Source organism: Flavobacteriales bacterium (assembly GCA_020635855.1).
Classification (GTDB): domain Bacteria; phylum Bacteroidota; class Bacteroidia; order JACJYZ01; family JACJYZ01; genus JACJYZ01.
On record JACJYZ010000002.1, the window covers coordinates 430,055 to 452,408 of the forward strand.

At 50.2% G+C, this 22,354-nt stretch carries 36 protein-coding genes; 31 read left to right on the forward strand and 5 right to left on the reverse strand.

Features of this window, described 5'->3' with window-relative positions; translation table 11 throughout:
• Positions 1 to 4: 4 nt before the first annotated feature.
• The 5 genes from H6585_01765 to H6585_01785 form a co-directional block, all read right to left on the reverse strand.
• Positions 5 to 559 carry a nucleotide exchange factor GrpE gene (locus tag H6585_01765; protein MCB9447054.1) on the reverse strand — a complete coding sequence of 185 codons (555 nt, stop codon included), beginning with the start codon at positions 557 to 559 and terminating at the stop codon, positions 5 to 7.
• A 152-nt stretch (positions 560 to 711) separates the two neighbouring features.
• Positions 712 to 1,287, reverse strand: coding sequence for a redoxin domain-containing protein (locus tag H6585_01770; GenBank protein MCB9447055.1), 576 nt, complete (start codon positions 1,285 to 1,287; stop codon positions 712 to 714).
• A gap of 39 nt (positions 1,288 to 1,326) precedes the next feature.
• Positions 1,327 to 2,634, reverse strand: a complete 1,308-nt coding sequence (murA, locus tag H6585_01775) for a UDP-N-acetylglucosamine 1-carboxyvinyltransferase (GenBank protein MCB9447056.1) — start codon at positions 2,632 to 2,634, stop codon at positions 1,327 to 1,329.
• An 8-nt stretch (positions 2,635 to 2,642) separates the two neighbouring features.
• Positions 2,643 to 3,332: a DUF4290 domain-containing protein gene (locus H6585_01780; GenBank protein MCB9447057.1), complete on the reverse strand. Its 690-nt coding sequence runs from the start codon at positions 3,330 to 3,332 to the stop codon at positions 2,643 to 2,645.
• A 134-nt stretch (positions 3,333 to 3,466) separates the two neighbouring features.
• On the reverse strand, positions 3,467 to 5,755 hold the full coding sequence (locus H6585_01785) for a UvrD-helicase domain-containing protein (GenBank protein MCB9447058.1): 2,289 nt from the start codon (positions 5,753 to 5,755) through the stop codon (positions 3,467 to 3,469).
• Positions 5,756 to 6,009: 254 nt separating this feature from the next.
• Between H6585_01785 and H6585_01790 the strand changes: the two genes are divergently transcribed.
• Genes H6585_01790 through rpsD form a run of 31 tightly spaced genes read left to right on the forward strand, consistent with a single transcriptional unit; the run spans position 6,010 to position 22,343 of the window.
• Positions 6,010 to 6,393 carry a 30S ribosomal protein S12 gene (locus tag H6585_01790; protein ID MCB9447059.1) on the forward strand — a complete coding sequence of 128 codons (384 nt, stop codon included), beginning with the start codon at positions 6,010 to 6,012 and terminating at the stop codon, positions 6,391 to 6,393.
• A gap of 14 nt (positions 6,394 to 6,407) precedes the next feature.
• Positions 6,408 to 6,875: a 30S ribosomal protein S7 gene (rpsG, locus tag H6585_01795; protein ID MCB9447060.1), complete on the forward strand. Its 468-nt coding sequence runs from the start codon at positions 6,408 to 6,410 to the stop codon at positions 6,873 to 6,875.
• Between the two features lie 15 nt (positions 6,876 to 6,890).
• On the forward strand, positions 6,891 to 9,005 hold the full coding sequence (fusA, locus tag H6585_01800; GenBank protein MCB9447061.1) for an elongation factor G: 2,115 nt from the start codon (positions 6,891 to 6,893) through the stop codon (positions 9,003 to 9,005).
• Between the two features lie 4 nt (positions 9,006 to 9,009).
• Positions 9,010 to 9,315: a 30S ribosomal protein S10 gene (gene rpsJ, locus H6585_01805; GenBank protein ID MCB9447062.1), complete on the forward strand. Its 306-nt coding sequence runs from the start codon at positions 9,010 to 9,012 to the stop codon at positions 9,313 to 9,315.
• A gap of 24 nt (positions 9,316 to 9,339) precedes the next feature.
• Positions 9,340 to 9,957, forward strand: coding sequence for a 50S ribosomal protein L3 (gene rplC, locus H6585_01810; GenBank protein ID MCB9447063.1), 618 nt, complete (start codon positions 9,340 to 9,342; stop codon positions 9,955 to 9,957).
• A gap of 17 nt (positions 9,958 to 9,974) precedes the next feature.
• Positions 9,975 to 10,604: a 50S ribosomal protein L4 gene (gene rplD / locus H6585_01815; GenBank protein ID MCB9447064.1), complete on the forward strand. Its 630-nt coding sequence runs from the start codon at positions 9,975 to 9,977 to the stop codon at positions 10,602 to 10,604.
• A gap of 2 nt (positions 10,605 to 10,606) precedes the next feature.
• Positions 10,607 to 10,897, forward strand: coding sequence for a 50S ribosomal protein L23 (gene rplW / locus H6585_01820; protein ID MCB9447065.1), 291 nt, complete (start codon positions 10,607 to 10,609; stop codon positions 10,895 to 10,897).
• A 21-nt stretch (positions 10,898 to 10,918) separates the two neighbouring features.
• On the forward strand, positions 10,919 to 11,743 hold the full coding sequence (gene rplB, locus H6585_01825; GenBank protein ID MCB9447066.1) for a 50S ribosomal protein L2: 825 nt from the start codon (positions 10,919 to 10,921) through the stop codon (positions 11,741 to 11,743).
• 3 nt (positions 11,744 to 11,746) lie between these two features.
• The gene (gene rpsS / locus H6585_01830) at positions 11,747 to 12,022 is read left to right on the forward strand and encodes a 30S ribosomal protein S19 (GenBank protein ID MCB9447067.1); all 276 of its coding nucleotides are present in this window, start codon (positions 11,747 to 11,749) and stop codon (positions 12,020 to 12,022) included.
• A gap of 14 nt (positions 12,023 to 12,036) precedes the next feature.
• Positions 12,037 to 12,471, forward strand: coding sequence for a 50S ribosomal protein L22 (rplV, locus tag H6585_01835; GenBank protein MCB9447068.1), 435 nt, complete (start codon positions 12,037 to 12,039; stop codon positions 12,469 to 12,471).
• The gene (rpsC, locus tag H6585_01840; protein ID MCB9447069.1) at positions 12,472 to 13,182 is read left to right on the forward strand and encodes a 30S ribosomal protein S3; all 711 of its coding nucleotides are present in this window, start codon (positions 12,472 to 12,474) and stop codon (positions 13,180 to 13,182) included. It abuts the gene before it with no gap.
• A gap of 29 nt (positions 13,183 to 13,211) precedes the next feature.
• Positions 13,212 to 13,637, forward strand: coding sequence for a 50S ribosomal protein L16 (rplP, locus tag H6585_01845; protein ID MCB9447070.1), 426 nt, complete (start codon positions 13,212 to 13,214; stop codon positions 13,635 to 13,637).
• Positions 13,638 to 13,645: 8 nt separating this feature from the next.
• Complete coding sequence (gene rpmC / locus H6585_01850; protein ID MCB9447071.1) at positions 13,646 to 13,861, forward strand: 50S ribosomal protein L29; 216 nt, start codon at positions 13,646 to 13,648, stop codon at positions 13,859 to 13,861.
• Positions 13,862 to 13,866: 5 nt separating this feature from the next.
• Positions 13,867 to 14,139: a 30S ribosomal protein S17 gene (rpsQ, locus tag H6585_01855; GenBank protein ID MCB9447072.1), complete on the forward strand. Its 273-nt coding sequence runs from the start codon at positions 13,867 to 13,869 to the stop codon at positions 14,137 to 14,139.
• Between the two features lie 29 nt (positions 14,140 to 14,168).
• Positions 14,169 to 14,537, forward strand: a complete 369-nt coding sequence (gene rplN, locus H6585_01860) for a 50S ribosomal protein L14 (protein MCB9447073.1) — start codon at positions 14,169 to 14,171, stop codon at positions 14,535 to 14,537.
• A 12-nt stretch (positions 14,538 to 14,549) separates the two neighbouring features.
• Positions 14,550 to 14,870, forward strand: a complete 321-nt coding sequence (rplX, locus tag H6585_01865; GenBank protein ID MCB9447074.1) for a 50S ribosomal protein L24 — start codon at positions 14,550 to 14,552, stop codon at positions 14,868 to 14,870.
• On the forward strand, positions 14,867 to 15,418 hold the full coding sequence (rplE, locus tag H6585_01870) for a 50S ribosomal protein L5 (GenBank protein ID MCB9447075.1): 552 nt from the start codon (positions 14,867 to 14,869) through the stop codon (positions 15,416 to 15,418). The genes rplX and rplE overlap by 4 nt, the downstream gene beginning before the upstream one ends.
• A gap of 2 nt (positions 15,419 to 15,420) precedes the next feature.
• Positions 15,421 to 15,690, forward strand: coding sequence for a 30S ribosomal protein S14 (gene rpsN / locus H6585_01875; GenBank protein ID MCB9447076.1), 270 nt, complete (start codon positions 15,421 to 15,423; stop codon positions 15,688 to 15,690).
• Positions 15,691 to 15,713: 23 nt separating this feature from the next.
• Positions 15,714 to 16,112 carry a 30S ribosomal protein S8 gene (gene rpsH, locus H6585_01880; GenBank protein MCB9447077.1) on the forward strand — a complete coding sequence of 133 codons (399 nt, stop codon included), beginning with the start codon at positions 15,714 to 15,716 and terminating at the stop codon, positions 16,110 to 16,112.
• Positions 16,113 to 16,133: 21 nt separating this feature from the next.
• Complete coding sequence (rplF, locus tag H6585_01885; GenBank protein ID MCB9447078.1) at positions 16,134 to 16,688, forward strand: 50S ribosomal protein L6; 555 nt, start codon at positions 16,134 to 16,136, stop codon at positions 16,686 to 16,688.
• A 7-nt stretch (positions 16,689 to 16,695) separates the two neighbouring features.
• Positions 16,696 to 17,058, forward strand: coding sequence for a 50S ribosomal protein L18 (locus H6585_01890; protein MCB9447079.1), 363 nt, complete (start codon positions 16,696 to 16,698; stop codon positions 17,056 to 17,058).
• A gap of 9 nt (positions 17,059 to 17,067) precedes the next feature.
• Positions 17,068 to 17,586 carry a 30S ribosomal protein S5 gene (rpsE, locus tag H6585_01895; GenBank protein MCB9447080.1) on the forward strand — a complete coding sequence of 173 codons (519 nt, stop codon included), beginning with the start codon at positions 17,068 to 17,070 and terminating at the stop codon, positions 17,584 to 17,586.
• Positions 17,587 to 17,591: 5 nt separating this feature from the next.
• Positions 17,592 to 17,774, forward strand: a complete 183-nt coding sequence (gene rpmD / locus H6585_01900) for a 50S ribosomal protein L30 (protein MCB9447081.1) — start codon at positions 17,592 to 17,594, stop codon at positions 17,772 to 17,774.
• An 11-nt stretch (positions 17,775 to 17,785) separates the two neighbouring features.
• Complete coding sequence (gene rplO / locus H6585_01905) at positions 17,786 to 18,373, forward strand: 50S ribosomal protein L15 (protein ID MCB9447082.1); 588 nt, start codon at positions 17,786 to 17,788, stop codon at positions 18,371 to 18,373.
• 5 nt (positions 18,374 to 18,378) lie between these two features.
• Positions 18,379 to 19,719: a preprotein translocase subunit SecY gene (gene secY, locus H6585_01910; protein MCB9447083.1), complete on the forward strand. Its 1,341-nt coding sequence runs from the start codon at positions 18,379 to 18,381 to the stop codon at positions 19,717 to 19,719.
• Between the two features lie 9 nt (positions 19,720 to 19,728).
• Complete coding sequence (gene map, locus H6585_01915; GenBank protein ID MCB9447084.1) at positions 19,729 to 20,526, forward strand: type I methionyl aminopeptidase; 798 nt, start codon at positions 19,729 to 19,731, stop codon at positions 20,524 to 20,526.
• Entirely contained in the window at positions 20,519 to 20,734 is a 216-nt protein-coding gene (gene infA, locus H6585_01920; GenBank protein ID MCB9447085.1) for a translation initiation factor IF-1, read from the forward strand. The genes map and infA overlap by 8 nt, the downstream gene beginning before the upstream one ends.
• A gap of 13 nt (positions 20,735 to 20,747) precedes the next feature.
• Positions 20,748 to 20,864 (forward strand): 50S ribosomal protein L36, encoded by a 117-nt coding sequence (gene rpmJ, locus H6585_01925; GenBank protein MCB9447086.1) that lies wholly within the window; start codon positions 20,748 to 20,750, stop codon positions 20,862 to 20,864.
• A gap of 40 nt (positions 20,865 to 20,904) precedes the next feature.
• On the forward strand, positions 20,905 to 21,282 hold the full coding sequence (rpsM, locus tag H6585_01930) for a 30S ribosomal protein S13 (protein ID MCB9447087.1): 378 nt from the start codon (positions 20,905 to 20,907) through the stop codon (positions 21,280 to 21,282).
• Between the two features lie 19 nt (positions 21,283 to 21,301).
• Complete coding sequence (gene rpsK, locus H6585_01935; GenBank protein ID MCB9447088.1) at positions 21,302 to 21,694, forward strand: 30S ribosomal protein S11; 393 nt, start codon at positions 21,302 to 21,304, stop codon at positions 21,692 to 21,694.
• Between the two features lie 43 nt (positions 21,695 to 21,737).
• Complete coding sequence (rpsD, locus tag H6585_01940) at positions 21,738 to 22,343, forward strand: 30S ribosomal protein S4 (protein MCB9447089.1); 606 nt, start codon at positions 21,738 to 21,740, stop codon at positions 22,341 to 22,343.
• The last annotated feature ends 11 nt before the right edge of the window (positions 22,344 to 22,354 follow it).

Below are 22,354 nucleotides of genomic sequence, written 5' to 3' on the forward strand. Positions count from 1 at the left end.
TATGTTATTGGCCGATGACCACTTTTGCGTAACGGATCACCTTATCATACAAAGTGTATCCTTTTTCCAGTTCTTCGATGACTTTTCCTTTGGAAGCTTCGTCGGGTGCGGGCACCTGCGATATGGCTTCGTGCTTTTCCACATCAAATGATTCCCCTTTGGATTTCATGGGGCGCAATCCTTTTCCCTCCAATGCACTTACAAGCTTGTGATGGATCAGTCCGATTCCTTCCCTGATTGCCTTTGTTTCTTTTGTTTCTTCAATGGATTGGAGCGCCCGTTCAAAGTCGTCAAGTATGGGTAGAAGGGCCAGGAAAACATCCTCTCCGGCCGTTTTGATCAGATCCGCACGTTCGCGAATGGTGCGTTTCCGGAAGTTCTCAAACTCGGAATAGAGCCTCAGGTACTTGTCGTTTAATTCTTTCAACTGATCTCCCTGTGGTTCCACAGCTTGTTCTTCGGATGGAGAAGGCTGTGCCTGGTCTTTCAGTTGCGCTTCCTGTTCGTTTGTTTCGGTGTTGTTCTTCGCTTCTTTGTCTTCCATGTTGGTATTGATCATTTCTCCGGCCAGCTGTTCAAATAGTTTGCCAGTGGTGCAATGGCCGCCAAATTGACAGTTCTGGCATGCATGCAGCGGTGCCAATTGTCACGGGCTTGCAAAGATCAAAAAGTTTGGGAGAATTCCGAGGGATAATCGAAGGGACAGGACGGTCAGTGTTTGACGAGTTTGTCCAATTCGTAATGAAGGTCAATGCCACGCAGGTTTTTGGCGATCACCACTCCGTCTTCATTGATCAGGAACTGGGAGGGAATGGAGTTGACGCCATAGATAACTGCGGCTTCGGATTGCCATCCTTTCAGGTCACTGACATGGTAATCCCACTCCAGGCCGTCTTGAGCGATGGCTTTCACCCAGCGGTCTTTGTTGTTGTCGAGAGAAACACTGAAGATTTCAAAACCCTTTGCTTTCTTGAATTTGGCTTTGTGGTATTTGTGGTAAGCTTCCACTACGTTCGGGTTTTCCCTTCGGCAGGGAAGGCACCAGGAAGCCCAGAAATCCACCAGAACGATCTTTCCTTTCAGTGAAGAGAGGGACAGTGTTTTTCCGTCGGGGTTTTCAAAACTGAGGTCGGGGGCTTTGCTTCCTACGTCAACAGGTCCGGCATAAACAGCTACCGGGGCGGTTTCTGCATGGGCCGGTCTGTCCGGTCGCATCAACCCGAAGATCAGGAATGCGATCGCCATGGAACCCAGGGCGGTTGTTGCCGGATGTTTGAACAAGGCCATGCGCAAATATAATGATAATTTCGGGAGGTGGCGGATGTATCAGGACACCCGCCGGATGTCGGCACCCAATGCATTCAATCTCGCATCGATCTGCTGGTAACCACGGTCAATCTGTTCGATGTTATGGATCACGCTCTTGCCTTCGGCAGAAAGTGCCGCAATCAGAAGTGCCACGCCAGCGCGGATATCCGGGGAGGTCATTTCAATGCCCCTCAGCGGGTGAAGCCGGTTCAGTCCGATTACCGTGGCGCGGTGCGGATCACACAGGATGATTTGTGCCCGCATGTCGATCAGCTTATCCACGAAGAACAAGCGACTCTCAAACATCTTCTGATGGATGAGTACGCTGCCTTTTGCCTGGGTGGCGACCACCAGCACGATGCTTAGCAGGTCGGGTGTGAAACCCGGCCAGGGGGCATCGGCGATGGTCATGATGGAGCCATCCATGAAAGCATCGATCTCGTAGTGATCTTGTGCAGGAATGTATATGTCATCGCCCTTGCGTTCGAATTGGATGCCCAGGTTTCCGAACACTTGTGGAATGATGCCCAGGTGTTCGTATCCGGTATTTTTGATGGTGATCTCGGATTGCGTCATGGCAGCCAGACCTATGAAGCTACCCACTTCAATCATGTCTGGGAGCAGGGTATGTTCTGTGCCTCCCAGTTGGTCAGTGCCTTCGATGGTGAGGAGGTTGGAACCGATTCCGCTGATTTTCGCGCCCATGCGGTTGAGCATGGAACAAAGTTGCTGCAGATAAGGTTCGCAGGCGGCATTGTAAACGGTTGTGGTTCCGCGGGCGAGAGATGCAGCCATAACGATGTTGGCTGTGCCTGTTACCGACGCTTCATCCAGCAGCATGTAAGTGCCCTTCAGATGATCGGCATGCACGGTGTAGCAATTGATGCTGCTGTCGTAGTCGAACCGGGCACCCAGGTTTTGGAATCCCAGGAAGTGGGTATCAAGCCTTCTGCGGCCGATCTTGTCGCCACCGGGTTTTGAAACGAATGCTTTACCGAAGCGCGCCAGGAGCGGACCGAGGATCATGACCGATCCGCGAATGCGGCTGCTTTTCTTTCTGAAGGCTTCGGTACTGAGGTGTTCGAGGTTGATGTCTTTCGCCTCAAACTCACATGTGGTGCGATCCACCCGATTGATCTTCACACCCATGTCGGCCAGCAGGTCGATCAGGATGTTGATATCGATGATGTCAGGAAGGTTGCGAAGGGTGACTTTTTCCGGGGTGAGCAGAACGGCGCAGATTACCTGCAGTGCTTCGTTTTTTGCGCCTTGTGGCTGCAGCTCGCCGTGGAGCTTTTTACCGCCGGTGATTTCGAAGGTAGCCATGCGGGAAATCAGTGACGTTTGCGCGGGCGGTTGCCTTTTTGCATCGGCTTCTTTTTGCCTTTCTTGTGACCGCCGCCGGAATTGTTGTTCTGGGCACCCACTTGTGCCAGGATTTCGTTGGTGCTGGTCAATCTGCTCGGATCTTTCATTTTGAGCTTACCATGTGAAAGCATGTCCAGGTGATCCAGGATGTCCTGGTCGTTCACGCTGTCTTTGTTCCAGCTCAGGTAAGCCTTTTTCATCATATTGGCCACGATGGTTACCAGGGCGTCTTTCTTTTCACCCTCTTCCATTTCCGTTGCTTTCCGGATCATTTCTTCAATGGTGAACCCGTAATGACGGAACCGCATGTGGTGTTGCGGATAGCGCATTTGTTCGGGTTTGGATTCGAGGATATCGGGGGAAGGTTTTTCATACGGACTGTCCACGTCCAGGTTGAAATTGGAAATGATGAACAGGTGATCCCAGAGTTTATGTTTGAAATCGTTGATGTCTCTCAGGTGCGGGTTCAGCTGACCCATAACCGTGATGATGGATTGTGCCACTTTGTTGCGCTGCGTTTTGTCTTCGACGGTGCAGGCATAATTGACCATTTTCTGAATGTTCCGTCCGTATTCCGGAATAATCATCAATCCTCTCTCGGTGTTGTATTCCAATTCCGGTACACTTGCGGGTTGTCTGGCTTCTTTTTGATCCATTTGATAAGAAAGTCTTTGTTTGTTCAGGCGAAGAAAATCAAGCCTGTTTGCTTCGCGGCCCGTTTACCAGCCGGCAGACGGGTCACAAATATAGGTAAATAATCACAACATCTGAGTCCTAACATGGGAAGTCTTCAACGGATCTTCAGCTTGGCATATTTTAGCAGCAATTGCTTTTGTCCTGCGGCCGGAAAGAATACGGTCGCCTTCCGGTTTTCGGCGCTGCCCTCGATCTTCAGGATTTTTCCTTTACCAAAGCGTTGGTGTTCGACTTCCATGCCGGCTTGGAGTGCGGAAGAATCATCTGCTTCAAAAGGTGCCTCCGGCTGGGTTGGCTTGGAAATCTTTACCAGCTTTCGTTGGAGGGTGTTGATGGCTTCTTTCTTCTTCACCTGGTATTGTTTCTCCACGCTTTCAACGGCAGAGCGGATGGCTTTGCGTTGCTGCATGTTCGGGAGTTCGAGGTATTGCTCATCGATTTCTTCCAGGAACCTGCTCGGTTCGCAATGTACCAGATTGCCCCATCGAAAACGGGAGGTGGCGTACGACAGAAATGCACGTGACTTGGCCCGGGTGATGGCCACGTAGAACAACCGTCTTTCTTCTTCCAGGTCGGCCCGTGAATTAACGGACAGTTGCGAAGGGAAGAGGTTTTCTTCCATCCCAACCACAAAAACATAGGGAAATTCAAGGCCCTTGGCTGCGTGCACGGTCATCATCAGCACCCGATCCGGGTTTTCCTCATCGTCCCTGTCCGAATCGGTCAGCAGGGCGATGTCTTGCATGAAATCGGACAACGTCTTCTGCCTTACTTCACCCGTCACCATATCCAGTTCCTCTTTGTCGCAAAAGGCACGCACCCCGTTCAGCAATTCCTGGATGTTCTCATACCGGCTGATGCCCTCGGGTGTTTTGTCGTCATAAAGGCTTTTCATCAACCCGGATGTGGATGCAATCTCTTCCGCAACTTCGTAAGCTGCTTTTAAAGACTGCAACCCGTGAAAATGTTTGATCAGCGCCGAGAAGCCGTTGAGTTTGGATTGCACCCCCCGGTTGAAGTGCTGGTTCAGGAGGCCCGGGTTCTGTAACACCTCCCAGTAGCTGTTGCCACTGGATGTGGCCAGGAAACCAAGTTTGTCTACCGTGGTTTGCCCGATGCCGCGGGCCGGGTAATTGATGATGCGTTTCAGGGCTTCTTCGTCATGCGGGTTGATCAGCATCCTGAAATAAGCCAACAGGTCTTTGATCTCTTTGCGCTGGTAAAAAGAGATGCCACCGTATATTTTATAAGGTATGTTGAGTCTTCGGAACGCTTCTTCCATGGCACGCGATTGCGCATTGGTGCGATACAGCACGGCGAAGTCGCTGTTTGGGTGCTGGCCCTCCATCTTCAGTTGAAAAACCGATTGGGCGACCCATTTGCCTTCTTCCTGGTCGCTGTGGGCCCGCATGACGCGGATGGGTTGGCCGGCTTCGTTGGCGGTCCAGACTTCTTTGCGCAACCGTTCCCGATTGTGCGATATCAGGCTGTTGGCTGCATTCACGATGGTTTGGGTGGAACGGTAGTTCTGCTCGAGGCGGAACACCTGCAAATCCGGGTAATCTTTTTCGAAATTAAGGATGTTCTGAATGTTTGCACCACGGAAGCCGTAGATGCTTTGGGCGTCATCCCCTACTACGCATATGTTCTGGTAAGCGCTGGCCAGTTTTTTGATGATCGCGTACTGGGCGTGGTTGGTATCCTGGTACTCATCCACCATGATGTAGCGGAACTTGTGTTGATACTTGTGCAGAACTTCCGGAAATTCTTTCAGCAGGCGGTAGGTGTTCACCAATATGTCGTCGAAGTCCATGGCTCCCGCCTTGAAGCATCTTTCCGAATAAATCTGGAAGATGGTAGCCAGTTCGGTTCTTCCTGAAGCATGATCGTCAGACTGAATATTGGGATCCTGTTTGTATTCGGCTACCGAGATCAGGCTGTTTTTGGCTGAAGAGATGCGATGCAACACGTAGCCGGGCTGGTATACCTTGTCATCAAGGTTTCTTTCTTTGATGATGCTACGCAGCAGGCTTTTGGAATCATCGGTATCATAAATGGTGAAGTTGGACGGGTAGCCGAGCCTTTCGCCTTCCATGCGCAGGATGCGGGCGAATACGGAGTGGAAGGTGCCCATCCATAGGTTCCGGGCTTCGTGATCACCGACAATCTCCATGATGCGGTTTTTCATCTCACGGGCAGCCTTATTGGTGAAGGTGAGGGCCAGGATGTTAAAGGCATCCACGTCGTTGCGCATCAGGTGAACGATGCGGTAAGTCAGCACGCGGGTTTTGCCGGAGCCGGCTCCGGCGATGACCATGACAGGTCCTTCAAGGCATTCGATGGCGTGGCGTTGCGCATCATTCAGGTGATCCAGGTATCCCATGCCCCAAAAGTAGCATCATTGGCACGGTCTGGCAAGTAAACTTTTCAACGGGTTCATCGATGGTTGATTCCGTGTTCCGGTGCCCACAAAAATCACCTGAAGGTTGTGCTTTGAAAATGGGACAAAAGAATGTATTGAAAATCTTCATCCGGTATGTTGGTTTTTTAAAAAATCCTTGTACCTTTGCAGCCCCTAAATTGGGAGAAAACTTGAATAAAAGGCCCCCGAATACTGAAAATTAAAGAAACAAGAGAATGCCTACAATTCAGCAATTGGTAAGGAAAGGACGTAAATCGATCGTCTCCAAAAGCAAGTCACCGGCATTGGATTCCTGTCCGCAACGGAGAGGAGTTTGTGTGCGCGTATATACCACAACGCCCAAGAAGCCCAACTCGGCCATGCGTAAAGTTGCACGTGTGCGTCTGACCAACAGCAAAGAGGTGAATGCTTATATCCCTGGTGAAGGTCATAACCTGCAGGAACACAGCATCGTGCTGGTTCGTGGAGGTAGGGTAAAGGACCTTCCGGGTGTACGTTACCACATTGTTCGGGGCACCTTGGATACTTCAGGTGTGGAAGGCCGCAAACAAAGAAGGTCAAAATACGGTGCAAAAAAACCCAAAGCGCCTAAAGCATAAATGTTAGTTCAGCCATGAGAAAAGGAAGAGCAAAAAAGAATTATCTGCTGCCGGATCCAAAATTCAAGGACACCCTGGTAACACGTTTTGTAAACGACCTGATGTTGAGCGGTAAGAAGAGCATCGCATACGAGATTTTTTACGGTGCTATTGAGCGTGTGAGTGAGCGTACCAAGGAAGACGGTCTGGAAATCTGGAAAAAGGCGCTGACGAATGTCACTCCCCAGGTTGAGGTGAGAAGCCGTCGTGTGGGTGGAGCCACCTTCCAGATTCCTCAGGAAGTTCGTCCGAGCAGGAAGACTTCCCTGGGCATCAAATGGCTGATTAAGTATTCAAGGGAGAGAAAAGGCCGCAACATGAGCGACAAACTGGCTGAAGAGATCATTGCAGCGTCAAAGGAAGAAGGAGCGGCCTTCAAGAAGAAGGAAGATACACACCGCATGGCAGAAGCCAACAAGGCGTTTTCACATTTCAGGTTCTAAGCAGGAGAAGCAACAATGAGTAATCTTAAACAAACAAGGAACATCGGTATCATGGCGCACATTGATGCCGGTAAGACCACCACTTCCGAGCGCATCCTGTTCTACACCGGTGTGAATTATAAGATCGGTGAGGTGCACGATGGTGCGGCTACCATGGACTGGATGGTGCAGGAACAGGAGCGCGGTATCACCATTACCTCCGCTGCTACCACATGTTTCTGGACTTACAGAGGAGAGAAGTTCAAGATCAACCTGATTGATACTCCGGGCCACGTAGATTTTACCGTTGAAGTGGAGCGCTCCCTGCGTGTACTTGACGGTGCTGTGGCTCTTTTTTGTGCCGTGGGTGGTGTTGAACCCCAGTCAGAAACCGTATGGCGTCAGGCCAATAAGTACCACGTTCCGAGGATTGCTTTCGTGAACAAGATGGACCGTTCAGGTGCCGATTTCTTCAATGTGGTTGACCAAGTCAAAACCCGTTTGAGCGCAAAACCGGTTCCCCTGCAAGTTCCCATCGGTGCCGAAGAAACTTTCAAAGGTGTTGTGGACCTGATCCGCAACCAGGCCATTGTATGGGACGAGGCATCTCTTGGTGCCAAATATGACGTGATCGATATCCCGGAAGACCTGAAGGAAACCGTTGATCAGTGGAGAAGCCACTTGATCGAGTCGGTAGCTGAATACGATGATCAGCTGCTGGAAAAATTCTTTGATAATCCGGATTCTATCTCCGAAGAGGAGATCACGGCGGCGATTCGCAAAGCCACCATCGATATGACCATCGTTCCGATGATGTGCGGATCTGCATTCAAGAACAAAGGTGTACAAACCATGCTGGATGCAGTGACCACTTTCCTGCCCAGTCCGCTGGATGTACCACCCGTACATGGAGTAAATCCTGATACCGGTGCAGAAGAAGTTAGAAAAGCAGATCCTTCCGACAAGATGGCCGCCCTGGCCTTCAAGATTGCTACCGACCCGTATGTGGGCCGTCTGGCATTTTTCCGGATGTACTCAGGTAGCCTCTCAGCAGGCTCTTACGTCCTGAACACCAGGTCGGAGAATAAAGAACGTATTTCCCGTATCTTCCAGATGCACTCCAACAAGCAAAACCCGATCGAAAAGATCGAAGCCGGTGATATCGGCGCTGCTGTTGGCTTCAAAGATATCCGCACAGGTGATACCCTGTGTGATGAGAAGGCACCGATCGTACTGGAAAGCATGAGCTTCCCTGATCCGGTGATCGGACTGGCCATTGAACCCAAAACACAGGCCGATGTGGATAAGCTCGGCGTAGCGCTGGGTAAACTGGCTGAAGAAGATCCGACCTTCCGGGTACAAACCGACGAAGAAACCGGTCAGACCGTGATCAGTGGTATGGGTGAGCTGCACCTGGATATCATCGTGGACCGTCTGCGCCGTGAGTTCAAAGTTGAATGTAACCAGGGTGCACCCCAGGTTGCCTACAAGGAAGCCATCACCAAACAGGTTGAGCATCGTGAGCTGTACAAGAAGCAAACGGGTGGTCGCGGTAAGTTCGCCGACATTTATGTGAAGGTAGGTCCCCGCACGCTGAAGGAAGAAGATGTACCCGGACTCGAATTTGTGAACAAGATCAAAGGCGGTAACATTCCGAACGAATTCATTCCGTCCGTTGAAAAGGGCTTCAAAAACGCAATGGGAACCGGCGTATTGGCAGGTTACCCCTTGGAAAACCTTTCGGTGGAATTGTTCGACGGATCTTACCACGATGTGGATTCTGATTCTCTGTCGTTCGAAATTTGTGCACGTGCAGCGTTCCGTGAGGCTTGCAAGAAAGCCGGACCGGTGTTGTTGGAGCCCATCATGAAGGTGGAAGTTGTAACCCCGGATGAATACATGGGTGATGTTGTGGGTGACCTCAACAGACGCCGTGGTCAGATGGAAGGTATGGATTCCCGTGCAGGTGCCCAGGTGGTGAAAGCGAAAGTGCCTCTGTCGGAAATGTTCGGTTATGTGACCACGTTGCGTACCCTGACCTCAGGACGTGCCACTTCTACCATGGAATTTTCTCACTACGCTGAAGTTCCGCGTAACATTGCGGATGATGTGATATCAAAAGTCAAAGGTCAAAAAGCTGAAGAAGTTTAATCTCATGAGTCAAAGAATCAGAATCAAGCTGAAGTCCTACGATCACAACCTGGTGGATAAGTCCGCCGAGAAGATCGTGAAAACCGTGAAGTCAACCGGTGCCGTGGTAAGCGGTCCGATCCCGTTGCCTACACATAAAAGGATTTACACCGTGTTGAAGTCGCCGCACGTCAACAAGAAGGCAAGAAACCAGTTCCAGTTGAACGCCTACAAGCGTTTGATGGATATATACAGTACAACTTCCAAAACGGTTGATGCACTCATGAAACTGGAATTGCCCAGCGGAGTGGAAGTTGAAATCAAAGTCTGACGATTGCATTTTTAAGATACAGCCATGGCAGGTATTATTGGAAAAAAGCTGGGGATGACCAGCACGTTTTTGGAAAACGGTAAGAACATCGCATGTACGGTGATTCAGGCCGGTCCATGTGTGATCACCCAGGTGAAGACCGCTGAAAAGGATGGATATGAAGCCGTTCAGCTTGCCTTCGATGATAAGAAGGAAAAGAGTGTGACGAAGGCCGAGAAAGGGCACTTCGCCAAAACCAAAGCTACACCCAAGCACAAGGTGGTGGAGTTCCGGGATTTTCCTGAAGCGGGAAAAGAAGGGGATGCCGTAACCGTGGGTATTTTCCAGGAGGGAGATTGGATTGATGTGATTGGAACAAGCAAAGGAAAAGGCTTTCAGGGCGTTGTGAAAAGGCATGGTTTCAGTGGTGTGGGTGACCGCACGCACGGACAGCACGATAGACAGAGAGCCCCCGGTTCGGTAGGCGCTTCTTCTTTCCCTTCAAGGGTATTCAAGGGAATGCGCATGGCAGGACAAACAGGTCATGCACGTGTAAAAGTGCAGAACCTACAGGTAGTTAAAGTAGTTCCGGAAGAAAACGTGCTCATCGTGAGCGGCGCGATCCCGGGCCCCAAAGGATCTTATGTCCTGGTTGAGAAATAATAAAATTTGACGGTCACATGGAATTGACGGTAGTAAATATTCAAGGTAAAAAAACGAGCAAAAAGGTTAAGCTCAACGAAGCCATCTTCGGTATCGAGCCCAATGACCATGCCATTTACCTGGACGTAAAGCAGATCCTTGCCAACCGCAGACAAGGTACCAGCAAGGCGAAAGAGCGCAACGAGATCAAGGGTAGCACGAAGAAACTCCGCAAGCAAAAAGGCGGCGGCGGCGCCCGTGTGGGTAGCATCAACAACCCTTTGTTCAGAGGAGGTGGTCGTGTGTTCGGTCCGGAACCCCGCAATTACATCAACAAACTGAACAAGAAGGTCAGCCGTCTTGCAAGGATCTCTGCACTGGCTCATAAGGCAAAGGACAATCAACTGACCGTTCTGGAAGATTTTTCTTTCGACAACATCAAGACCAAGCAGTATGCCGACATGCTGAAGAGCCTGAATGTGGATGGCAGAAAGTCGCTGCTTGTGATCGACAAGGTGGATAAGAACATTTTGCTTTCTGCACGCAATCTGCAGAACGCCCAGGTGGTTCAGGCAAGTGATATCAATACGTATGATATCCTCAATGCCAAAGGACTGCTGGTTACCGAAAGTTCACTGAAGGCGATTGATAACCTCTTAAGCGAATAACGATGAGTGTAATTTACAAACCACTGATCACCGAAAAGCAAACGGCAGCAACCGAAAAGCTGAATCAGTATGGCTTTCTGGTTGACACCAAAGCCAACAAGGTTGAGATCAAAAAGGCCGTGGAGGCGATGTACAAAGTCAAGGTGGATTCTGTGAACACCATGAAGTACAAAGGCAAGGCAAAGTCCCGCTATACCAAACGCGGTTTCTTTTCAGGAAGGACCAATGCTGTGAAGAAAGCGGTTGTATCCCTGGCTCCAGGTGAAGCAATTGATTTTTACAGCAACTTATAAGATTAAGATTAGATAAGGATCATGGCACTAAGAAAATTAAAACCCGTAACGCCCGGTCAGCGCTTCAAAGTGATCAGCTCTTTCGAAGCGATCACTACCGATCGCCCCGAGAAGTCGTTGTTGGCCAAGAAGAAGAGTTCAGGTGGCCGTAACCGCACCGGTAAAATGACTGTCCGCAACATCGGCGGTGGTCATAAGAAACGTTACCGTGTGGTCGACTTCAAACGTGATAAACATGGCATCCCTGCAACGGTGAAAACGATCGAGTACGATCCCAACCGCAGTGCACGTATCGCCCTGTTGTTCTACGCCGATGGTGAAAAGCGTTACATCATTGCTCCCGCCGGACTGGAAGTAGGTCAGGAAGTGGTATCCGGTAAAGGTGCAGCGCCAAGAACAGGCAACGCCCTCTTTCTGGCAGAAGTGCCACTGGGTACCGTTGTGAGCAGCATCGAACTGAATCCGGGCGCAGGTGCGGCCCTTGCACGCAGTGCCGGAACTTCCGCTCAGCTTGTGGCCCGCGAAGGAAAATACGCCACCATCAAATTGCCTTCGGGTGAAACCCGCATGGTACTGACCAGCTGCCTGGCAACCATCGGTGCTTCATCCAACTCAGATAAATCATTGGAAGTTTCAGGTAAGGCCGGTCGCAGCCGTTGGTTGGGACGCCGCCCCCGCACAAGAGGTGTGGCCATGAACCCGGTCGATCACCCGATGGGTGGTGGTGAAGGTAAGTCTTCAGGTGGACATCCACGTTCCAGAAAGGGTTTACCTGCCAAGGGATACAAGACCCGCTCCAAGAAGAAGTCATCAAATCGTTTCATTGTAGAAAAAAGGAAGAAGTAAGCCATGGCACGTTCCCTGAAAAAAGGCCCTTTTATCGACCATAAGCTGGAAAAACGTTCCCTGGAACAAGTAGCCAGCGGAAATAAAAAAGTGATCAAGACATGGTCCCGCCGATCAATGATCGCTCCCGAGTTTGTAGGATTGACCTTCGCCGTACACAACGGAAATAAATTCATCCCTGTGTATGTAACGGAAAACATGGTGGGTCATAAACTTGGTGAGTTTGCGCCGACACGCACGTACCGTGGTCACGCAGGACATAAAAAAGACAAATCCTAATTCATTAACGGATCATGGGAGCAAGAAAGAAATTACGCGCTGATGCGATCAAAGAGGAGAAGAAAAGCCTCTACTATGCCAAGCTGAACAATTGCCCTACTTCCCCCAGGAAGATGCGGTTGGTTGCTGACATGGTGCGCGGTTTGGATGTATACAAAGCCCTGAGCATTTTGGAATACAGCTCCAAGGATGCTGCTGGCAGGGTGGAAAAGTTGCTGAAATCTGCGATCGCGAACTACGAGCAGAAGTCAGACCAGCGCGCCGACGAGAGCCTCTTTGTGAAAGAGATTCATGTGGATCAGGGTCGCACCCTGAAGCGTATCAGCCCGGCACCACAAGGTCGTGCACACAGGGTTCGTAAGCGTTCCAATCACGTTACGCTGGTACTCGGAACCCGTGAGGCAATTGAACAAAAAGAAGAAGTTAAAAAAGAAGAAAACGCGAAATAAATGGGACAGAAGTCAAATCCGATCAGCCTTAGGCTGGGTATCATCCGCGGTTGGGATTCCAATTGGTACGGAGGCCGGAACTACACCGAGAAACTGGTGGAAGATTACAAAATCCGCCAGTACCTCAACGCACGTCTTTCCAAGGCCAGCATTGCCAAAATCGTGATCGAAAGAACACTGAAGCTGGTAACCGTGACCATCCACACCGCCCGTCCCGGAATCATTATCGGTAAAGGAGGAAAGGAAGTTGACAAGCTGAAGGAAGAATTGAAGAAGATCACCCGGAAGGAAATCCAGATTAACATTTTCGAGGTAAAACGCCCCGAACTGGATGCCCGTCTGGTGGCCGAAAGCATCGCCAAGCAAATCGAAGGCCGTATCTCTTTCCGCCGTGCCATGAAAATGGCGGTTGCCTCTACCATGCGTATGGGCGCGGAGGGAATTCGTGTAGCGGCAGCCGGTCGTTTGGGTGGTGCTGAAATTGCCCGGACCGAAAAATACCGTGAAGGACGTGTTCCCTTGCATACCTTCCGTGCGGATGTAGACTATGCATTGTGTGAAGCACATACCACCTATGGCCGTATCGGTATCAAGGTGTGGATTTGCAAAGGTGAAGTTTATGGCAAACGCGACCTGTCGCCCAACGCTGCCATGCAACAAAAGGGTGGATCGCCTAAAGCTCCTCGCGGAGGCGGTTCCAGGAACAAATAAGTTTGATTATCGAAATCTGAATATACGTCATGTTACAGCCAAAAAGGACCAAGTACAGGAGGCAGCAAAAGCTGAAGGGATCGTTGGACGGCAATTCCGGCCGTGGACACCAGATCTCTTTCGGATCATTTGCCATCAAAGCCCTCGAACCGGGCTGGATCACCAGCCGGCAGTTGGAAGCTGCACGTATTGCGGTGACCCGTCATATGAAACGTGAAGGCCAACTGTGGATCCGCATCTTCCCTGATAAACCTATTACCAAGAAGCCCGCGGAAGTACGTATGGGTAAAGGTAAAGGCGCCCCCGAATATTTCGTGGCGGTTGTAAAGCCGGGTCGCATCATGTTTGAAGCAGACGGCGTATCTCAGGAACTCGCGCAGGAAGCCATGCGCCTGGCGGCTCAAAAGCTTCCGATCAAAACCAAGTTCATTGTCAGAAGGGATTACCAGGAATAAGCAAGATCATGAAACAAGCTGTAATCAAAGAATTGGCATTATCCGATCTGAAAGATAAGATCGAGGAGCAGGAAGACCTGCTTAGCAAGCTGGTGATGAACCATGCAGTGGCTACCATTGAAAACCCGATGAAGATCAGGTACACGCGCAGGACCATTGCACGCCTGAAAACAGAATTGAACAAAAGGACGCAAGCCGCAGCGGAAACCGCTGATAAAAAATAAGAGCCATGACAGAACAAGTCGTTGATAAGCGTAACCTCCGCAAGGAACGTGTCGGAGTGGTCACCAGCAACAAGATGAGCAAAACCATCGTGGTGAAGGTTGAGCGGAAAATGAAACACCCGATTTACGGGAAGTTCATTAAGAAGTCGAAAAAGTTCACGGCTCACGATGAAAAGCAGGAATCTAACATCGGTGATACGGTGAAGATCATGGAAACCCGCCCGATCAGCAAGAGCAAGCGCTGGAGACTGGTGGAGATCATGGAGAAGGCCAAGTAACGAGTTTAAAAGATAAATTATTCATTGCGATGATACAACAGGAATCCAGACTGACCGTAGCTGATAACAGCGGTGCCAAAGAGGTGCTTTGCATCCGGGTACTCGGTGGCACAGGCAGGCGTTACGCATCCGTGGGCGACAAGATCGTCGTCTCGATCAAGAATGCAATTCCATCCGGCAACGTGAAAAAAGGTAGCGTTTCCCAAGCGGTGGTTGTGCGCACCAACAAAGAGGTAAGAAGGGAAGACGGCTCTTACATCCGTTTTGATGACAATGCTGTTGTATTGCTGAACAACGCAGGTGAAATGAGAGGTACCCGTATCTTCGGTCCGGTTGCACGTGAACTGCGTGAAAAGAAATTCATGAAGATTGTTTCGTTGGCACCTGAGGTGCTTTAAGATTCAAACGTTATGGTAGCCAAACATAAAATCAAAAAAGGTGACACCGTGATGGTGATTTCAGGTGTAGCCAAAGGCCAGCAGGGCAGGGTACTTGCGGTGCTGATTGAAAAGAACCGCGTACTGGTGGAGGGTGTGAACATGATTTCCAAACACACCAAACCCAATGCGGCCAACCCACAGGGTGGAATCGTGAAGAAGGAAGCCCCCGTTCATATCTCCAACGTAATGTTGGTTGACGGTAAAGGCAAACCGCAGCGTGTGGGTCGGAAACTTGAAAAGGAAAAACTAGTCAGGTATTTCAAAAAAACCGGAGAGATCGTTAAGTCATGAATTACGCACCAAGATTGAAAGAGCAGTACCGCAACGAAATTGCCGGTAACCTCCAGAAGCAATTCGGATACAAGTCCGTTATGCAAGTGCCGCGCCTGAAGAAAATCACCCTCAACCAGGGTGTAGGTGCAGCGGTTGCAGACAAGAAAATGATCGAATCAGCGCTGACTGAGATGAGCATGATCACCGGACAAAAAGCCGTTGCAACGAAATCGAAGAAGGACATCTCCAACTTCAAGTTGCGTAAAGGCATGCCCATCGGTGCAAGGGTGACCCTGCGCGGAGATCGCATGTACGAATTCCTGGACCGCCTGGTGGCCGTTGCACTGCCCCGTATCCGTGACTTCCGCGGAATCAGCCGCAAAGGTTTTGACGGTCAGGGAAACTATACGCTCGGTATCACAGAGCAGATCATCTTCCCGGAGATCGACATTGATAAAGTGGCAAAGATCACAGGCATGGACATCACTTTTGTAACGTCTGCCCAATCCAACGAAGAGGCTTTCGCCCTTCTGAAAGAATTCGGTTTACCTTTTAGAAACGCATAACTATGGCCAAGGAATCCATCAAAGCAAGAGAAAGAAAACGTCAGCGTATGGTCGCACAATACGCCGAAAAAAGGGCGGCTCTGAAAGCTGCAGGCGATTATGTAGGCCTCAGCCGTTTGCCCCGCAACTCATCCCCGGTACGTCTGCACAACCGCTGCAACATTTCCGGTCGTCCGAAAGGCTACATGAGGCAGTTCGGTATTTCGAGGGTCCTTTTCAGGGAACTTGCTGCTGAAGGAAAGATCCCCGGTATTACAAAAGCAAGCTGGTAAGAATCATATAGTAAGACAAAGCCATGACGGATACCATTTCAGATTTTCTGACCCGTATCAGGAACGCCGCAAGAGCCCGCAAAAGGGTGGTGGAAATTCCTGCCTCCAATATCAAGAAGGAAATGACAAAGATCCTTCGCGAGAAAGGATATATCCTCGACTATAAATTCGAGGAAGGCCCGACCGCTCAGGGTACCATCAAGATCGCCCTGAAGTATCACCCGGTTTCCAAACAGCCTGCCATCCGCAAGCTGCAAAGGGTGAGCAAACCGGGTCTGAGAAAGTACTCCGGTACATCAACCATGCCCCGCGTGATGAACGGTTTGGGTATCGCCATCCTCTCCACATCAAAAGGTGTGATGACGGATAAGGAAGCCAGAAAGGAAAATGTGGGCGGAGAAGTATTGTGTTATATCTATTAAGCTGAATTAAGCGGAAGCGTTATGTCACGAATTGGAAAATTACCCATCACCTTGCCAAGCGGCGTTCAGATTCAGGTTTCTGATAAGAACCTGGTCACAGCCAAAGGCCCTAAAGGTGAATTGCAACAAGCCGTTGATCCCGCCATCAAAGTGGAAGTTCAGGAAGATAAGGTGGTAGTGAACCGCCAGACCGACCAGAAGCAACACAGGGCCATGCACGGTTTGTATCGCTCACTGATCCAGAATATGGTCAAAGGCGTGCACGAAGGCTACAATGAAGAACTGGAACTGGTGGGTGTGGGTTACCGCGCCAACACCAAAGGTCAGTTGCTGGAACTCAGCCTTGGCTATTCACACAACGTGGCTTTCGAACTTCCGAAAGAAATCAAGGTGGAAACCAAGGCCGAAAGGGGACAGACTCCCCGTATCCTCCTGGCATGTCACGACAAGCAATTGTTGGGTCAGGTGGTTGCCAAGATCGTTTCACTGAGGAAACCCGAACCTTACAAAGGAAAAGGTATCAAGGTGATCGGCAGACAGTACCGCAGAAAAGCAGGTAAAACAGCTTCTAAATAATTGAGACATGACAGTAAAAACCAAAGCAGACCGTAGAAGCCGGATCAAAAAACGGATCCGAAAAGTGGTGAAGGGAACGACCGAAAGGCCACGCCTGTCAGTTTTCCGCAGCAACTCCGAGATCTACGCACAGTTGATCGACGACCTGGAAGGTAAAACCCTTTCTCACGTGTCTTCACGCGAAAAGGAGATCTCCGGAAAAGGAAAGATCACAAAAACCGAACAAGCGCGTCTGGTGGGTGAAGCCATCGCAGCCAAGGCAAAGAATGCCGGCATAGAAAGCGTGGTATTCGACCGAGGCGGTTACCTGTACCACGGCCGTGTGAAGGCACTGGCTGATGCAGCACGTGAAGGCGGACTTAAATTCTAATATTGGAAAATGGCACAAGCAAACGTAAAAAGAGTCAAGTCTAGCGAGATTGAACTGAAAGATAAACTCGTTAGCATTCAACGCGTGACCAAGGTGACCAAGGGCGGTCGTACCTTCACTTTCTCCGCCATCGTAGTGGTGGGTAACGAGAATGGTGTGGTGGGATACGGCCTGGGTAAAGCGAAGGAAGTAACCGAAGCCATCGCCAAAGGAATTGACGACGCCAAGAAAAACCTCATCCAGGTGCCCATCGTGAAAGGTACCGTGCCGCATGAGCAGGTGGGTAAATTCGGTGGCGCCCTCATTCTCCTCAAACCCGCATCCAATGGTACGGGAGTAATCGCCGGTGGTGCCATGCGTGCTGTGCTCGAAAGCGTGGGTATCAAAAACGTATTGGCCAAGTCCAAAGGTTCTTCCAACCCGCACAACGTGGTGAAGGCCACCATCGATGCACTGCTGAATATGCGTGATGCTTATGCCGTGGCCCAGACCAGAGGCCTCGAACTCGAACAAGTTTTTAATGGTTAAGAGCAATGGCAAACAAAGTGAAAATAAAACAGGTAAAGAGCGCCATCGACCGTCCTGAAAGACAAAAAAGAACCCTCGTTGCATTGGGTCTGAAAAAGGTAAATCAGGAAGTGGAAGTGGAAGCTACTCCGCAAACACTGGGGATGATCCAGGCGGTAAAACATTTGGTTGAAGTTGTTGAAAAATAATACGAAGCGAAATGAACTTACATAACCTAAAACCGGCGCAGGGATCTGCCAACAAAACCAAGAAACGCCTCGGCCGTGGCCAGGGTTCAGGACATGGCGGAACAGCTTCCCGCGGACATAAAGGTGCCAAATCACGCTCTGGCTATAAAAGCAAAGTGGGATTTGAAGGTGGTCAGATGCCCCTCCAGCGCCGTGTACCCAAAGTGGGATTCAAAAACCCCGGTCGCATCGTTTTCCGTGGCATCAACCTGGATACACTTCAGCAACTTGCCGAACAACACAAGGAAACCGTTGTGAATAAGGAAGTGCTGATCAACCATGGCCTTGCATCCAAGAACGACATCATCAAGATCCTCGGTCGTGGTGAACTGTCGGCCAAGCTGGAGGTAAGCGCGGAAGCCTTTTCCAAGGCTGCGGTTGAAGCCATCGAAAAATCCGGTGGTAAAGCAGTGGTGGTGAATCCGAAGGCTACACAGAAACTGAAGCTGGTGAAGTTCCAGAAGCATACCAAGACCAACGGAACCAGCAATGCGGCCCCTAAGGCAGCAGCCAAGACCAAAAAGAAAGAAGAAAAAGTATTAGCTGAGAAGCCAGAATAATTCGCATGAAGGATTTCATCAATACCATTCGCAATATCTTCAAGATTGAAGATCTGAAGATCCGGATCCTGAATACGCTGCTGTTCATTCTGGTTTATCGTATCGGCTCCTACGTAGTGCTTCCGGGTGTAAACCTGGCGGCCCTCGAAGCATCCAGGGCGCAAGCCAAGGGTGGCGGACTGATCGATATCCTGGACATGTTTTCAGGTGGCGCATTCTCCAATGCTTCCGTCTTCGCGCTTGGTATTATGCCTTATATCTCGGCTTCCATTGTGATACAGCTGCTAACGATCGCCATCCCGTATTTCCAGCGCTTGCAGAAAGACGGTGAAAGCGGTCGCCGCAAGATGAACCAGATCACGCGTTACCTGACCGTTCTGATTACTTTGGGTCAGGCCCCCGGTTATCTGGCATCCCAGCTTCCCAAAGAAGCCATCATGTATGATTCAATGGCTTTCTTTTGGATCTCATCTTCCATCATTCTGGTGGCGGGTACCATGTTTATCATGTGGCTGGGTGAGCGCATCACCGACAAAGGTATCGGTAACGGTATCTCTCTGATCATCATGATCGGTATCATCGCCCGTCTGCCGTTTGCATTCTTCGCTGAATTTGCGGCGCGCATGGAAAAAGGAGGTCCTATCATGCTGCTCGTGGAAATGGTGGTGTTGCTACTGGTGATCGTGTTCGCCATCCTGCTTGTACAGGGTACCAGGAAGATTCCCGTTCAGGTGGCCCGGAAGATTGTGGGCAACCGTCAATACGGTGGTGCACGCCAATACATCCCATTGAAAGTGAATGCTGCCGGTGTTATGCCGATCATCTTTGCCCAGGCGATCATGTTCGTTCCCATTACACTCGCAGGGTTTTCAGAAAACCTGACAGGAATGGCAGCGGTGCTGTCCAATACACATGGCTTCTGGTACAACTTCCTGTTCGCCATGCTGATCATCATCTTCACATACTTCTACACGGCCATTATCGTGAATCCCCAGCAAATGGCTGATGACCTGAAGAAGAACGGCGGATTTATTCCGGGTGTAAAGCCTGGAAGAAAAACTTCCGAATACCTTGATAACGTACTTTCACGCATTACCCTGCCGGGTTCCATTTTCCTGGCGGTAATTGCAATCCTGCCGGCGTTTGCCGCTATTGCGGGTGTGAATAACCAATTTGCCAACTTCTACGGTGGAACCTCCCTGCTGATTCTGGTGGGTGTGGTGCTGGATACACTCCAGCAGATCGAAAGTCACCTGTTGATGAGGCATTATGATGGACTGATGAAGAGTGGTAGGATCAAAGGAAGAGGAACACCTACTTCAATGACGACAGCCGTGCAGGCATAGTTCGACTGTATGATCTATCACAAGACAGAAGAAGAAATAGCGTTCATCAGAGAAAGTTCTTTGCTTGTTTCGAAAGCCTTGGCGGAGGTCGCCAGGGTGATTAAGCCGGGTGTAACATCCCTCGAGCTTGATAAGGTGGCCGAAACCGTGATCCGCGATCATGGAGGCGAGCCGGCTTTCAAGGGTTACCGGGGATTTCCAAATACCCTCTGTGTGTCACCTAATGCACAGGTGGTGCACGGAATCCCGAACAACGAACCTTTTCAGGAAGGGGATATTGTTTCGGTGGACTGCGGGGTGTTGAAGAACGGTTTTTACGGCGATTCGGCCTTTACTTTTGCCATTGGCGAAGTTCCTGCGGATGTAGCCCTCCTGCTGAGGGTGACCCGGGAAAGCCTTGACAAGGGAATTGAAAAGGCGGTGGCCGGAAACCGGTTGGGTGATATCGGATACGCCGTTCAGTCCCATGCAGAAGCAAATGGCTTCACAGTGGTACGCGAGTTGGTCGGACACGGCATCGGAAAAAACCTGCACGAAGAACCTGAGGTTCCTAATTACGGACGCAGGGGAAACGGTGTGAAGCTATCGGAGGGAATGGTGATTGCCATTGAGCCGATGGTGAACCAGGGAAAACGTAGCATCCGGGAACATGCCGACGGATGGACGATTACCACGACAGACGGAAAGCCGTCAGCGCATTTCGAACATACCGTGGCAATCGGAAAAGGCAAAGCAGAGGTATTGTCTACCTTTGCATGGATTGACGAAGTGATTGAAAATAAAACTGAAGAAATAAAGAATGGCTAAACAGCCGAGCATAGAGCAGGATGGAGTAGTAAGGGAATCCCTTTCCAATGCGATCTTTCGCGTGGAACTGGAGAACGGACATATGATCACCGCTCATATTTCAGGCAAAATGCGGATGCATTACATCAAGATATTACCAGGTGATAGGGTGAAGATAGAAATGTCTCCCTATGACCTGACCAAAGGAAGAATTTGTTACAGATACTAAACCAGGAGGAACTATGAAAGTCAGAGCTTCCATCAAGAAACGCAGCGCCGAGTGCAAGATCGTAAAACGCAAAGGCAGGCTGTATGTGATTAACAAAAAGAACCCAAAGTTCAAACAAAGACAAGGATAAATGTATCCGGCTCACGCCGTGGTAAAACAACAGCTAACGTATGGCACGTATTGCAGGTATTGACATTCCAAAGGACAAACAAGGAGAGATCAGCCTCACCTACATCTATGGTATCGGACGTCGCACCGCCCAGAAAATTCTCGATGAAGCGGGTGTGGCTAGAAATGCAAGGGTACAGGATTGGTCCGATGAAGAGGCGACCCTGATTCGCAAGATTGTTCAGGACAAATACAAGGTGGAAGGTGCGCTTCGCTCCGAAGTTCAGCTGAACATCAAACGTTTGATGGACATCGGTTGCTATCGCGGCATCCGCCATCGACTGGGCCTGCCCGTACGTGGCCAGACGACCAAGAATAATGCACGTACCAGAAAAGGAAAGAGAAAAACCGTTGCCAACAAGAAGATGGCAACCAAGTAAACGGATATAGGTAAACATCATGGCAAAATCCACATCAAAAACCACGAAGAAGAGGTCGGTGCATGTAGAATCGCACGGAAGGGCAACGATCCACGCCTCTTTCAACAACGTGATCGTTTCACTGTCCAATGCTCAGGGTCAGGTGATTTCCTGGTCATCCGCCGGAAAAATGGGCTTCAAAGGATCCAAGAAAAATACACCGTATGCCGCTCAGCAAGCAGCATCCGACGCGGCCAAAGTAGCGTACGACCTCGGCTTGCGTAAGGTGAAGGTGTATGTGAAAGGTCCAGGTGCAGGCCGCGAGTCCGCTATCCGTACCATTCACAATTCTGGTATCGAAGTGACAGAGATCGTGGATGTGACCCCGCTGCCGCACAACGGCTGCCGTCCGCCCAAGAAAAGAAGGGTATAATCATTAGCAATCATAGAAACCGAAATAAAGAAAGACTCAAGGAATGGCACGTTACAGAGGACCTAAATCCAAGATCGCCAGAAAATTCGGGGAGCCCATTTTCGGGCCCGACAAGGTGCTGGATAAGAAAAACTATCCCCCTGGCATGCATGGCCAGATGAAGCGCCGCATGAAGCAGTCGGAATACGCCGTACAGTTGCGTGAAAAGCAAAAGGCCAAGTATACCTACGGCATCCTCGAAAAACAGTTTTCAAACCTGTTCGAGAAAGCATCCCGCAAAAAAGGTATCACTGGTGAAAACCTGTTGCAGCTTTGTGAAGCCCGCCTGGATAACACCGTGTTCCGCCTTGGACTCGCAGCCAGCCGTCGCGCTGCACGCCAGTTCGTGAACCATGGTCACATCACCGTGAATGGCGATATCGTGAGCATTCCCTCATACAGCCTGAAAGTGGGTGATGTGATAAGCATCCGTGAGAAGTCACGTCAAATGCAACCCATCCGTGAAGCGATTGCAGCCGGTAACAAAGAGTTTCCCTGGCTGGAGTGGAATCCGGATACCCTGAAAGGCACGGTGCTGGCAGTTCCCGAACGTGACCAGATCCCAGAGAACATCAATGAGCAGCTGATTGTGGAATTGTACTCCAAATAATCACTGATCCT

Bases quoted from the DNA above. Each gene is read 5' to 3' on its own strand.
- rplX (MCB9447074.1), top strand. From the start codon at position 14,550: ATGGTAGCCAAACATAAAATCAAAAAAGGTGACACCGTGATGGTGATT.
- rpsK (MCB9447088.1), top strand. From the start codon at position 21,302: ATGGCAAAATCCACATCAAAAACCACGAAGAAGAGGTCGGTGCATGTA.
- rplP (MCB9447070.1), top strand. From the start codon at position 13,212: ATGTTACAGCCAAAAAGGACCAAGTACAGGAGGCAGCAAAAGCTGAAG.
- H6585_01780 (MCB9447057.1), bottom strand. From the start codon at position 3,332: ATGGATCAAAAAGAAGCCAGACAACCCGCAAGTGTACCGGAATTGGAA.
- fusA (MCB9447061.1), top strand. From the start codon at position 6,891: ATGAGTAATCTTAAACAAACAAGGAACATCGGTATCATGGCGCACATT.
- rplF (MCB9447078.1), top strand. From the start codon at position 16,134: ATGTCACGAATTGGAAAATTACCCATCACCTTGCCAAGCGGCGTTCAG.
- H6585_01785 (MCB9447058.1), bottom strand. From the start codon at position 5,755: ATGGGATACCTGGATCACCTGAATGATGCGCAACGCCACGCCATCGAA.
- rpsE (MCB9447080.1), top strand. From the start codon at position 17,068: ATGGCACAAGCAAACGTAAAAAGAGTCAAGTCTAGCGAGATTGAACTG.
- rpmJ (MCB9447086.1), top strand. From the start codon at position 20,748: ATGAAAGTCAGAGCTTCCATCAAGAAACGCAGCGCCGAGTGCAAGATC.
- rpmD (MCB9447081.1), top strand. From the start codon at position 17,592: ATGGCAAACAAAGTGAAAATAAAACAGGTAAAGAGCGCCATCGACCGT.
- H6585_01770 (MCB9447055.1), bottom strand. From the start codon at position 1,287: ATGGCCTTGTTCAAACATCCGGCAACAACCGCCCTGGGTTCCATGGCG.
- infA (MCB9447085.1), top strand. From the start codon at position 20,519: ATGGCTAAACAGCCGAGCATAGAGCAGGATGGAGTAGTAAGGGAATCC.
- rplE (MCB9447075.1), top strand. From the start codon at position 14,867: ATGAATTACGCACCAAGATTGAAAGAGCAGTACCGCAACGAAATTGCC.
- rpsN (MCB9447076.1), top strand. From the start codon at position 15,421: ATGGCCAAGGAATCCATCAAAGCAAGAGAAAGAAAACGTCAGCGTATG.
- rplD (MCB9447064.1), top strand. From the start codon at position 9,975: ATGGAATTGACGGTAGTAAATATTCAAGGTAAAAAAACGAGCAAAAAG.
- rpsH (MCB9447077.1), top strand. From the start codon at position 15,714: ATGACGGATACCATTTCAGATTTTCTGACCCGTATCAGGAACGCCGCA.
- rplW (MCB9447065.1), top strand. From the start codon at position 10,607: ATGAGTGTAATTTACAAACCACTGATCACCGAAAAGCAAACGGCAGCA.
- rpsQ (MCB9447072.1), top strand. From the start codon at position 13,867: ATGACAGAACAAGTCGTTGATAAGCGTAACCTCCGCAAGGAACGTGTC.
- rpsS (MCB9447067.1), top strand. From the start codon at position 11,747: ATGGCACGTTCCCTGAAAAAAGGCCCTTTTATCGACCATAAGCTGGAA.
- H6585_01890 (MCB9447079.1), top strand. From the start codon at position 16,696: ATGACAGTAAAAACCAAAGCAGACCGTAGAAGCCGGATCAAAAAACGG.
- rplO (MCB9447082.1), top strand. From the start codon at position 17,786: ATGAACTTACATAACCTAAAACCGGCGCAGGGATCTGCCAACAAAACC.
- H6585_01790 (MCB9447059.1), top strand. From the start codon at position 6,010: ATGCCTACAATTCAGCAATTGGTAAGGAAAGGACGTAAATCGATCGTC.
- map (MCB9447084.1), top strand. From the start codon at position 19,729: ATGATCTATCACAAGACAGAAGAAGAAATAGCGTTCATCAGAGAAAGT.
- rplC (MCB9447063.1), top strand. From the start codon at position 9,340: ATGGCAGGTATTATTGGAAAAAAGCTGGGGATGACCAGCACGTTTTTG.
- murA (MCB9447056.1), bottom strand. From the start codon at position 2,634: ATGGCTACCTTCGAAATCACCGGCGGTAAAAAGCTCCACGGCGAGCTG.
- rplV (MCB9447068.1), top strand. From the start codon at position 12,037: ATGGGAGCAAGAAAGAAATTACGCGCTGATGCGATCAAAGAGGAGAAG.
- rplN (MCB9447073.1), top strand. From the start codon at position 14,169: ATGATACAACAGGAATCCAGACTGACCGTAGCTGATAACAGCGGTGCC.
- rpsD (MCB9447089.1), top strand. From the start codon at position 21,738: ATGGCACGTTACAGAGGACCTAAATCCAAGATCGCCAGAAAATTCGGG.
- rpsG (MCB9447060.1), top strand. From the start codon at position 6,408: ATGAGAAAAGGAAGAGCAAAAAAGAATTATCTGCTGCCGGATCCAAAA.
- secY (MCB9447083.1), top strand. From the start codon at position 18,379: ATGAAGGATTTCATCAATACCATTCGCAATATCTTCAAGATTGAAGAT.
- rpmC (MCB9447071.1), top strand. From the start codon at position 13,646: ATGAAACAAGCTGTAATCAAAGAATTGGCATTATCCGATCTGAAAGAT.
- rpsC (MCB9447069.1), top strand. From the start codon at position 12,472: ATGGGACAGAAGTCAAATCCGATCAGCCTTAGGCTGGGTATCATCCGC.
- rpsJ (MCB9447062.1), top strand. From the start codon at position 9,010: ATGAGTCAAAGAATCAGAATCAAGCTGAAGTCCTACGATCACAACCTG.
- rpsM (MCB9447087.1), top strand. From the start codon at position 20,905: ATGGCACGTATTGCAGGTATTGACATTCCAAAGGACAAACAAGGAGAG.
- H6585_01765 (MCB9447054.1), bottom strand. From the start codon at position 559: ATGATCAATACCAACATGGAAGACAAAGAAGCGAAGAACAACACCGAA.
- rplB (MCB9447066.1), top strand. From the start codon at position 10,919: ATGGCACTAAGAAAATTAAAACCCGTAACGCCCGGTCAGCGCTTCAAA.